This is a genomic window from Alistipes sp. CHKCI003, from assembly GCF_900021155.1.
Lineage (GTDB): Bacteria > Bacteroidota > Bacteroidia > Bacteroidales > Rikenellaceae > Alistipes > Alistipes excrementavium.
This window is the reverse complement of sequence record NZ_FCNT01000049.1, coordinates 1-10,627: the sequence shown is the minus strand read 5'-3', so window position 1 is coordinate 10,627 and position 10,627 is coordinate 1. Positions and strand designations below refer to the sequence as shown.

Genomic DNA, 10,627 nt, shown 5'->3' with positions numbered 1-10,627 from the left:
GCCGGGAGACGATCGAAACACTTATTTAATAATATAAAGGAAAGCTATGAAATTACTCGAAGGAAAAGTCGCCGTCGTAACGGGCGCCGCGCGCGGAATCGGAAAAGCCATCGCACTTCAGTTCGCACGGGAGGGGGCCGACGTGGCGTTCACCGACCTTGCGATCGACGAGAACGGCAAAGCCGCCGAAGCCGAAATCGCGGCGCTGGGCGTGAAAGCCCGGGGCTATGCGTCGAATGCGGCCGATTTCGAACAGACGCATAAGGTGATCGACGAGATCCTGAAGGAGTTCGGCCGCATCGACATTCTGGTGAACAACGCCGGCATCACCAAGGACGGACTGATGATGCGCATGTCCGAGGCGCAGTGGGACGCCGTGCTGACGGTCAATCTGAAGTCGGCGTTCAACTTCATCCACGCCGTCGTGCCGGCGATGGCGCGGCAGAAGAGCGGATCGATCATCAACATGTCGTCGGTGGTGGGTGTGAGCGGCAACGCCGGACAGTGCAACTACTCGGCGTCGAAGGCCGGCATGATCGGACTGGCGAAATCCATCGCCAAGGAGATGGGCTCCCGCGGCATCCGCGCGAACGCCATAGCTCCCGGCTTCATCATGACGGAGATGACCGACAAGCTGCCCGACGAGGTGAAGGAGGGATGGTACAAGCAGATTCCGCTGCGGCGCGGCGGTACGCCCGAGGAGGTGGCCAAGGTGGCGCTGTTCCTCGCGTCGGACCTCTCGTCGTATGTCAGCGGTCAGGTGATCCACTGCTGCGGTGCGATGAACTGCTGAGCCCCGCCGCTGCCGGGGCGGGAAGGCGGTCGGCCGGCTGCGCGATTCGGGAGCGGACGGAGCTGTCCGGCAAGTTTTTCGATCCTTTGAGCGGCATGTTCGGAGGGGGGGGGAGAAGTTCTCGAACGGCTGTACGAATGAAGGGGGCCGTCTGACGAGTTTTTCCAATTCTCTGAAAATTGCGTATTGGGAGAAGTTCCCGAATAGCATACGGATAAAAACGGGGCTGTCTGAGATCTGTCAGACAGCCCTTTTCGCGTGCCGGGCCGAAGGAGCAGCCGGTTCGGCCGGTCGCCGCGGGGAGGGGCGGAGCCGCGGCGGGAAAGAGCGAAAACGGCGGAGCGGCGGAAGCGGGAGCCGGAGGGGCGAAGGCCGGGCAGAAAGATGTCGGACGGGACCGTTCCCGGGGTGCCGGGCGGTGATGCGGAACGGCAGCGTGCACAGTACGGACCCGAACTTTGTCCGGCGTGCGGGAGAGGCTGGAAGACGAGGGCAGAAGCGGTGAGGACGGCAGAACGGTCGGAGCTGGGGAGCTGCGGAAACGGGAGCCGGAGGGGCGAAGGCCGAATAGAAAGATGCTGGGACGGGACCGTTCCCGGGGTGCCGGGCGGGGATGCGGAACGGCAGCGCGCACAGAACGAATCCGAACTCTGTCCGGCGTGCGGGAGAGGCTGGAAGACGAGGGCAGAAGCGGAGGGGACGGCGGAACGGCCGGAGCTGGGGAGCGGCAAGGGCCGGGAGCCGTAGGGGCGAAGGCTGAAGCGACAGGAGCCGGGCAGAAAGATGCCGGGCGGGACCGTTCCCGGGGTGCCGAGCAGGGAAGCGGAACGGCAGCGCGCATAGAACGAATCCGAACTCTGTCCGGCGTGCGGGAGAGGCTGGAAGACGAAGGCAGAAGCGGTGAGGACGGCAGAACGGATGGAGCTGCGGAAACGGGAGCCGGAGGGGCGAAGGCTGAAGCGACAGGAGCCGGGCAGAAAGATGCCGGGACGGGACCATTCCCGGGGTGCCGGGTGGGGATGCGGAACGGCAGCACGCACAGTACGGACCCGAACTTTGTCCGGCGTGCGGGAGAGGCTGGGAGACGAGGGCAGAAGCGGTGAGGACGGCAGAACGGTCGGAGCTGGGGAGCGGCGGAAACGGGAGCCGGAAGGGCGAAGGCTGGACAGAAAGATGCCGGGACGGGGACGTCGCGGACAAAAAAAGGCCGGCCGGAACCGTGAGCAGGGTTTCGGCTGGCCTGTAAGAAAACTAATTTTCGACGGTGGGTCGAGGCAAGGTGTCGATTCTGGCGCCGCAGGTTCTTAAGCTGCGACTCCGAGAACGCGGGGTTCACCATGCAGCGCACTTACGTTCATGCGCCGCACCCTGCGAGAGCGGGAATCGGCAGTGCTTGCCGCGGCCGCAGTCCGGGAAAAAACCGAACCGAGCGTTGCGGAGCTCGGCCGCAAGAGGTTCGGGTACGCGCCGGCGGTATTAGTTCAATCTCCCGAATCGCCCGTGATGCTGTCGACGGCGGCCGCCCCAAGTAGACTTGATTTCCGGAAGCGGGCGGCGCACGGGAAACGGAGACCCTGCAAAGATAAGAGCGCCGAAGCCGTTTGTCAAGAGGGGGCGGCCTTTTGTTAATGCGAAACGGCAAAATAACGGAGACGCGGCGGGAAACAGGCGGTGGTCGCCGAATGCCTCTTCGTCCGAGCAGCCGGCCGCCCGGTGCGGCGGAATCCGTTCCGCAAGAGGGGCGGAACCCATGAACGGGCGGGGAGCCGTCGGCGGTTGCACGACCGGAACGGGGGCGGCGGACGGCTCGTCGCTCTGCGGATCGAGGCGGGACGGAGCCGGCCCGCTGCAAGCCGCAGCGTGGAGGGACAATCGCTCGGTTTCGGTACGTCATGTGCCGAACCGTCGGGCGGGAGGAGGAAAAACCCCGGGAAAACCGCCCCCGCTGAAAGCGGCGGAAAACGGAGGAGCCGTCGGCGGTCGCACGACCGGAACGGGGGCGGCGGACGGCCCGTCGCTCTGCGGATCGAGGCGGGACGGAGCCGGCCCGCTGCAAGCCGCAGCGTGGAGAGACAATCGCTCGGTTTCGGTACGTCATGTGCCGAACCGTCGGGCGGGAGGAGGAAAAACCTTGGGGAAACCGCCCCGCTGAAAGCGGCGGAAAACGGAGGACCCGTCCGCGAAGCGACCTTCGTGCGACGGAGGACCGCCCGCTCCCCTCCCCTTCTGCGGGACCGAGGACGGACGGAAACTGCGCCTCCGGCAGGCATCGGATGAGGCGGAACGACGAACGCGGGGGCGGGGCGGTCCGGGATCGGGATTCGCAAAGGAAGCCGTTGGGCAGGACGGAGAACTTACGTTCGCGGAAACCGGGCGCGGTCCCGTTGCCCTGCCCTGAAAACGGAAAGTGCCGCGAACCCTGAAAGGCGCCGTCTCGCTGCGGCAGCCTGAAACCGGGCGCCTCGTAATCAGCGCGCCGATGCCCGACATCGGCCGGGAAATAAGGGAAAGCCGGGGGAAAGGCCGCTCGCCGCCGCCTTCTCCCCGGCTTTCGGTAAGGTGCGTGTGGCCGGCATCCGGAACGCTGCGCCGTTTTACACGGTCCAGCCTGCGGACTTTTCCTGAAGCGTCCACAAACGGGCATAAAGCCCCTCGTGCCGCATCAGTTCGTCGTGCGTGCCCTGTTCCCTTATGCGTCCGTCCTCCAGAACGACGATCCGGTCCGCATTCATGATCGTCTTGAGCCTGTGGGCGATGACGATGACGGTACGTCCCCCGATAAGCGTGTCGATGGCCTTCTGGACCTCCACCTCGTTTTCCGGGTCGAGCGACGCGGTAGCTTCGTCCAGCAGGATGATCGGCGCGTTCTTCAGGATGGCGCGGGCGATGGATATGCGCTGCTTCTCGCCGCCGGACAACGTGCAGCCGCCCTCGCCCACCATCGTGTCGTATCCCTGCGGCAGCCGCATGATGAAATCGTGGCAGCAGGCTTTCTCGGCAGCCGCGATGACCTCCTCGTCCGTCGCACCGGGTTTTCCGAAGCGGATGTTGTCGCGGATCGTGTCCTGAAACAGATAGACGTCCTGAAACACCATCGAGATGCGGCTCATCAGGCTTTCGGGCTCTATGTCGTTCATCGGGACCCCGTTGAAGAGGATGCGCCCCTGCTGCGGGTCGTAAAAGCGGGCGCACAGTTTCATGACCGTGCTTTTCCCGCTCCCCGAGGGGCCGACGAGGGCCGTCAGCGCGTTCGTCGGAAACGCGACGGACACGTCTTGCAGCACCTCTCTGTCCCGATAGGCGAACGATACGTGCTCGAACCGTATGTCTCCGGCTGCCGGGGCCTGCCGGTCGCCCTGCATCTCCGGCTCCCGCATCAGCGCGAGAATGCGCCCTCCGGCAATGGAGAAATAGCGGAACTCCGCAAAGTCGGTCAGCGCCGAAGTCAACGGATCGAACACGCGCGAGCCGACCACGAGGAACAGCACGAAGACGAGCAGCGAGAGTTCGCCGCCCAGCAGCAGATAGGTTCCGCACAGCACCATCAGGGTCAGTCCGGCCCGCACCAGCGTAATGCTCAGCAGCACGAAAGGACCCAACAGGGCCTCCTGACGGATGCAGGCGCGGCGCAGCTCCGCGAAAGCGTCGCGCAGGCGGACGAAGCGGTCGCCCAGCAGGTTGTAGGCTTTCATCACGCGAATGCCCAGCAGGTACTCCTCCAGCCGGTTGCCGGCGTCGATTTTCGCCCGGATCTGTCTTCCGCTCAGCCTCTTCTGCACGCCGGTGCTCATCCCTAAAACGAGCAGGGCGAACGGCAGGGCGGCGAACATGGCAAGGGCCATCCGCCAGTCGATCCACACCAGCGAGAGGAACGCCAGCACGGGCATGACGAGAGCCCCCATCAGTTGCGGCAAATGGTGGGAAATGCCCGTCTCGGCCATCGTGAAATCGGTAACGAGCATGGAGGAAAGGTCGCCCGGATCGCGCCGGGACAGAAATCCCAGCGAGAGCTTCCGAAGATGTTCCGCCAGCGCGATGCGTCCCGAGGCGCTCATTTCGTAGGCCCCTCTGAAATTGGCCCGGTAGGAGGCCCGTTCGGCCAGAGCCATCGCCAGCATATAGACGACCGATATGCCGAAAATGCACCACAGCCTCGGCGTATCGAGCGGTTCGCCGCTGCCGTCGAATGCGGCGAAGATGATGCGCACGGCCTCGACGGAGAGGCAGAACGGGATGATGTTGACCAGATTGGCGAGCATGGTGCAGCCCACGGGCTTGCAGAGACGCTCCGGACGGCCTATCGTGATGTTTTCAATCGCATTCATGTTTCGGCTCCTTTTATTTACGTGCGACGATATGCAGCTCCTCTTTTGCCCGAATCGCCCGGATGTCGGAAAAGCCGGCCCGGGACAGCAAACGCTTCAGCTCCTCGGCTCCGTACACCGTCATTCCCCCGATCCGATCCGTCCACATCCTTCCGAGTTCGGGGTCGCCCGCCTCCAGACCGATCAGAAAGCAGCCCCCCTTACGGAGCACGCGGAAGACTTCGCCCAGCGCTTTGCCGACGGGGCGCCAGAAATAGACGGTCTCGAAGGCCGTAACGGCATCGAACGCCCCGTCCCCGTAGGGCAGGGAGCAGACGTCGCCCTGCCGGATGAAACAGCGCCGGTCCAGCTCTCCCGCATTGTGCCTGCGGGCGAAGGCGACGCTCTCCTCCGAGAGGTCTATGCCGTAAACCCGTCCCTGCGGACACAGCTTCAGCAGACGCTTCAGGTCGGCGCCGCCACCGCATCCGATGTCCAGAACGTTCCACTCGGGCTGCCAGTCCACCTGCCGCATGCCGCGGCGGGCCAGCGAAGCGTGGAAACGGTTCATTCCGCGCAAAACCATCCGTCCCCAGAATCCCTGCGGACAGCTCGTGTTCTGCAAAATATCGTTCAAGAAACTGTTTTTTTTCATATCGCTGTATTCAATTTTTGTTCAACGTCCAATGATAAGCACTCGTGTAGGCATCCCACATCCTCTTGTAGAGACCCTCGGCCGAGGATAAGGCGTCGTGCCTGCCCTGCTGCACGATCCGCCCCCGCTGCATGACCACGATGTTGTCCGCCGAGGCGACGGACGACAGACGGTGGGCGATGACGATCACGGTCTTGCCCTTTATGAGGGCTTGCAAGGCCTGCTGCATCTTGTATTCGTTCTCGGGGTCGGCGAAGGCCGTGGCTTCGTCCAGCACCAGTATCGGCGCATTCTTCAGAATGGCGCGGGCCACGCATATCCGCTGCGCCTCGCCGCCCGACAGATACACGCCCTCGTCGCCGATCCGCGTCTCGTAGCCTTGCGGCAGACGTTCGATGAACTCATGGCACCGGGCGGCTTCGGCTGCGGCCATGACCGTCGCTTTCGTGGCGGAGGGGGACCCCACGGCGATGTTCTCGTACAGCGTGTCGTAGAACAGGAACGTATCCTGAAAGACGAACGAAACGGTGTCCATCAACTGCGGCGCAGCAATGTTCCTGATGTTCACGCCGCCGATAAGAACCTCTCCCTGCGCCGCGTCCCAAAAGCGCGGGATCAGGTTCGCGACGGTGGACTTGCCGCTTCCCGAAGGGCCCACGAGCGCCGTGATCCGGCCTTGGGGAGCCGTGAAGCAGACATCGTGCAGCGCCTCGGTCCGCGTGCCCTGTTCCGTATTCTCGTAGGAGAACGACACGTGGCGGAACTCCACGTCATACGACCGGGGCACCTCGGGGCATGCCGGTTCGGGAACGGGCGCTTTCGCCAGAATGCGGTCGATCCGCGCCACGCCTTCGTCGATCTCCTTGGTGTTGCCGCCCAGAAACGTCAGCTTGTAGACGGGCGAAGCCACGCCCGGCCCCATGACGATGAAAAACAGCCATACGGCGGCCCGTGCGAGCGACTGCGGGTCCCCGCGCATCAGCAGGATACCCGCGGGAAGCAGGAACGTTACCGTCGAACCCAGCAGAACGGTGAATGCGATCATCCCGTTCTGGTAGGTGTCGCAGCATTTCAGGGCGAACGTCTTGTATGCCTGTATCTCGGCATCGAACCGGCGGAACGAGCGGACGCTCTGCCCGAATATCTTCACCACGGGCATCCCCCTGACGTACTGCACGGCGGAGGCGCTCATCCTTTCCTGCGCGTCGTAATAGATACGCATGAACTCACGCGCCTGTTTCCCCATGAAATTGGAGAATTGCAGGGCGAAGCCCGACAGGACCACCGCGAGACAGACCGCCGTCAGCCATGGATCCAACGAGAAAAAGATGACGAGCATCACCGCGACCGTCGCCGCAACGTTCACCAAGTCGGGAATCGTGTGGGCGATGAACCCCTCGATCTTCTCGATGTTTTGCTCCATCGTCTTCTTGACGGCTCCGGTAGAGGTGCCGTTCAGATAGCCCAGCGACAGCTTGCCGATGTGTTCGGACAGCCGGACGCGCAGACCGTACAGAATGCGGAATGCCGCCACGTGCGAGGACATCAGGGCGGCGTACAACAGCACCAGTCCGCCGACAAGCCCTCCGAAGGCGATCCACCCCCAGCGGATCATGCCGGCCCCGTCGACCGAAGCCGGGTTCGCACCGTGCGTCAGCAGCTCTTCGAGCACCTTGTACACCGCCCAATAGGGCACGAGCATGCACACGGCGCTGCCTGCCGACAGCAGACCCGCCAGAAAGAGCAGCCCTTTCTTCTCTCCCGCGATCTCGAACAGGCGGGACAGACCTTCTTTTTTCTTAGTCTCGGTTTTCATATACGGAATTTTTACGGATTCTTCATTCGTCGCCGGCGAATTCCGGCAGGAGCTCCGGCCGGACCACGACCTCCCCCTCCGCCTCCGCCGCACCCTTTTCGGTCAGCCGGAAATCGCAGCACGAGGCTCCGTGGGCCAGCGTGCGGGTCCGTGTCAGCCGGATGCCGAGGACGTCGTACGCGACGTAATCGTTCACGCAGAAATAGGGGAAAAAGCGCTCGGCGCCGATGCGGGAACAGAGTTCGGCGACCGGGCAGCGGACGATGTCCATCCCGACATCGAACGCATCGTCCGCATTCGGCAACACGCAATCGAACAGCCAGTCCTCCGCAGAGGAGACATGCGAGGCGGAGGCGATGCGGCGCACATAGTCGGGCGAACACAGCATCTCGCGCATTTGCGGGATTTTCCCAGAAGGGATGCTCGACGACGCGAGTTTCCTCAGGACGCGCTGCGTTGCGGCGGAACATTCTGCCGGGCTCCAACCCCGGGCTGCCAATTCTTTCCATAGACCGATCTCCCAAGCTACGCCGATGATGTTTTTCACCCATGGCGATGTCGGCGGGACCTCCGGAATCACGGGGGCGATGCGCTGGAAATGCCCGACAGCCGCCTTCATCGCGGAGCCGATGGATTCGACCGGCATACGAGGCGCCAGCTCCTCCCTGAAAAGTTCTTCGAACCGTCCCAGCATCGGGAGATAGGGTTCGATCGTCGTCTCTTTCATCGTTCACGGGGAGCGGCCGCCGCGCCGCGGCAATTCGATTCGGCTTCATGCGCGGCCTCCGTCTGCCGAACGATGCGGTATCCCAGCATCGAACTGAACTTGTAGCACAGCCGTGTCATACGCCCCAATATCTGACCGAAGAAGAAACCCCAGCGCGGGCGGAAGAACTTCATGTAGTTGGCCTGTTCCAGAAGGCGCAGGCGGGGTTCCCATCGCTCCACCCGGCGACCGTCGCTCAGGCCGGAGCGGATTTGCGCCTCGTGTCCGCGGAGCGAATCGGGCTTCATGCCGTGGCGGCTCATCATCGTGCCGCAGACGTCGAACCACAGTTCGCCGCCCGCGAAACGCTCCGCCACACGGTGCAGGAACGTCTCGACCTGCTCTTGGTAGAAATACATCAGCACCCCTTCGACCACGAAGATGAAATGCGCGTCGGGATGCCGGAGGCGCAGGTCGTCCAGCCAGCCGGCATCCAGCAGGGAGGCCGCAATGTAGGGGTTGCCCGGCTGCTCCGGGAGCAGCTCGCGGCGCAGCGCGATGACCTCCGGCAGGTCCATGTCGTAGAATACGGCCTTCCCGTTGCCGATGCGCTGGAAACGGGTGTCCAGCCCGCAGCCCACGTTCACGACCACCGCATCGGCGTGCCTCTCGATGAAGCGGCTGACGGCACGGTCGAAATACCACCCGCGGACGACGCAGCCGACTTCGCTCAGCTTCGCTCCGTCGAAGCGGGAATAGTCGTACTCCAGACTCTCCGCAAGACGCTCCGCGGCCTCGTCGTTCAGGACGGGATGCCTGCGGCGGCTTTCTTTCGCTCTGTAATAGAGCGGGATGAGCAATGTCTCGGCGACGATGCTCTCGAATTGATGTTTCCGTTTCATTTTACAATGGAATTTATCAGTGAACAATATTCGGATTCGTTCATGAAAAAAGGAGGAAAAATCCGTAAAGATTTCCTCCTTTTCCGCTGTCCCCTCGCGGCGGCTTTTCCGGGTACGGGTTTGCTGTCGGTCATACCTTGATGATGGCCCTCCAACCTTGAATTTCGAACAGAATGTAATCGTGCAGGATGGATTCCATCTCCCCTCTGGGCACCGCGTGCATCAACAGCTCCTCGAAGAGCGTGAACATCCACACCGTGTGCAGGTGAATGATGAAATCGGACACGGACGTATTTATGTTCGGGTACTTCTTCTTCATGGCGGCGAACCATGCCTTGACCAGCCCGGTCGAACGGTCGGTGTAGCTCTCGCGGAAACGCTCCAGCGAAGAGCCTTGGGCGCGGAACAGCAGTATTTCCAGCAGATCACGATGCGTGTCGATGAGCGAAACGTATTCGTCGATGCAGGTCTTCAGGTATTTTTCGGAACGCATCGACATCACGTCCTCGCCGCGTATGCCGTGATGCTCCTGCAACATGGCCTCCATGGCGTGCAGAACGGGACGGACCACCTCGCGGAACAGTTCGTCCTTGCCCGCGAAGTAGTTGTATATGTTCCCGACACCTACGCCGACTGCTCCGGCGATCTCGCGCATGGAGGTCTTGGAATAGCCCTTCCGGCCGAACTGCTCGCCGGCGGCCGCCAGTATGCGGCGGCGTATGTCGTCTTTCAGCACTCGCATATGAAATAACGAACGACGTTCGGTTCGTCGTTTCGGCAAAGGTACATTATTCGGGACAGTCAGACAATCGTCATTTATAGGTATTTCGCCCCATGGCGAAAGGCGGGCGGAGCACGGCCGGTCGTCCGGACAGGTCCGAAAGCAGCCGTTCCGGACGTTCGGAAGCCGCCGCAAATGTGTGTCCGCGAGACGGGCGGGCGGAAAGACGGGGAATGTACGCCGCCTCCGTTCGTCCGGATCCGCAGCCGGCCGCCCGGCGGGCCGCATCCGTTCCGCAAGAGGGGCGGAACCCATGAACGGGCGGGAAGCTGCCGGCGGTCGCACGACCGGAACCGCACGCGGGAGAAGGGCCCGAGGCGGATGTTCCGCACGAAACGCAGTTGCGCACGATTCGGCCCCTCCCCTATTATACATAAGGTGTCCGTTCCGGCTTTGCGATCTTGCCGAGGCGGCGACGGCTGAAAATCCGTTGTCCGAGAATGCGCCGGGCCGTGTCGGGGCAGCCGGAAAGACGGCGGCGAAGCGACGCCCCCGAAAAAAACGCCCGGAAACGGGGTCCTTGCGCCGGCAAGGAAGCGAAGCATCCGTCGCCGTTCTCAGGAGAAGGCCGGCGGGCTCTCGGGCATGCCGGCATCCGGTCGGCTTTGCGCTCCTCGGCGCCGATACGGCGAGGCCCGAAAAAAAGAAAAAACGCCGATCGGTCCGGGCG

General features: G+C 63.0%; 7 protein-coding genes. 1 reads left to right on the top strand and 6 read right to left on the bottom strand.

Features of this window, described 5'->3' with window-relative positions; translation table 11 throughout:
• The first annotated feature begins 46 nt into the window (after positions 1 to 46).
• Entirely contained in the window at positions 47 to 793 is a 747-nt protein-coding gene (fabG, locus tag BN3659_RS05765) for a 3-oxoacyl-[acyl-carrier-protein] reductase (RefSeq protein WP_091535292.1), read from the top strand.
• Positions 794 to 3,387: 2,594 nt separating this feature from the next.
• Here fabG and BN3659_RS05750 read toward each other — a convergent pair.
• The 6 genes from BN3659_RS05750 to BN3659_RS05725 all read right to left on the bottom strand — a co-directional run bounded on the left by BN3659_RS05750 (position 3,388) and on the right by BN3659_RS05725 (position 9,918).
• Positions 3,388 to 5,118: an ABC transporter ATP-binding protein gene (locus tag BN3659_RS05750; protein ID WP_091535287.1), complete on the bottom strand. Its 1,731-nt coding sequence runs from the start codon at positions 5,116 to 5,118 to the stop codon at positions 3,388 to 3,390.
• A gap of 13 nt (positions 5,119 to 5,131) precedes the next feature.
• Positions 5,132 to 5,752, bottom strand: coding sequence for a class I SAM-dependent methyltransferase (locus tag BN3659_RS05745; RefSeq protein WP_091535281.1), 621 nt, complete (start codon positions 5,750 to 5,752; stop codon positions 5,132 to 5,134).
• 10 nt (positions 5,753 to 5,762) lie between these two features.
• Entirely contained in the window at positions 5,763 to 7,568 is a 1,806-nt protein-coding gene (locus BN3659_RS05740; RefSeq protein ID WP_091535280.1) for an ABC transporter ATP-binding protein, read from the bottom strand.
• A 22-nt stretch (positions 7,569 to 7,590) separates the two neighbouring features.
• Positions 7,591 to 8,295, bottom strand: coding sequence for an L-2-amino-thiazoline-4-carboxylic acid hydrolase (locus tag BN3659_RS05735; RefSeq protein WP_091535279.1), 705 nt, complete (start codon positions 8,293 to 8,295; stop codon positions 7,591 to 7,593).
• On the bottom strand, positions 8,292 to 9,176 hold the full coding sequence (locus BN3659_RS05730; RefSeq protein WP_091535278.1) for a class I SAM-dependent methyltransferase: 885 nt from the start codon (positions 9,174 to 9,176) through the stop codon (positions 8,292 to 8,294). Before BN3659_RS05730 ends, BN3659_RS05735 begins: the two co-directional genes overlap by 4 nt.
• Positions 9,177 to 9,306: 130 nt before the next feature.
• On the bottom strand, positions 9,307 to 9,918 hold the full coding sequence (locus BN3659_RS05725) for a TetR/AcrR family transcriptional regulator (protein ID WP_091535277.1): 612 nt from the start codon (positions 9,916 to 9,918) through the stop codon (positions 9,307 to 9,309).
• Positions 9,919 to 10,627 lie beyond the last annotated feature (709 nt).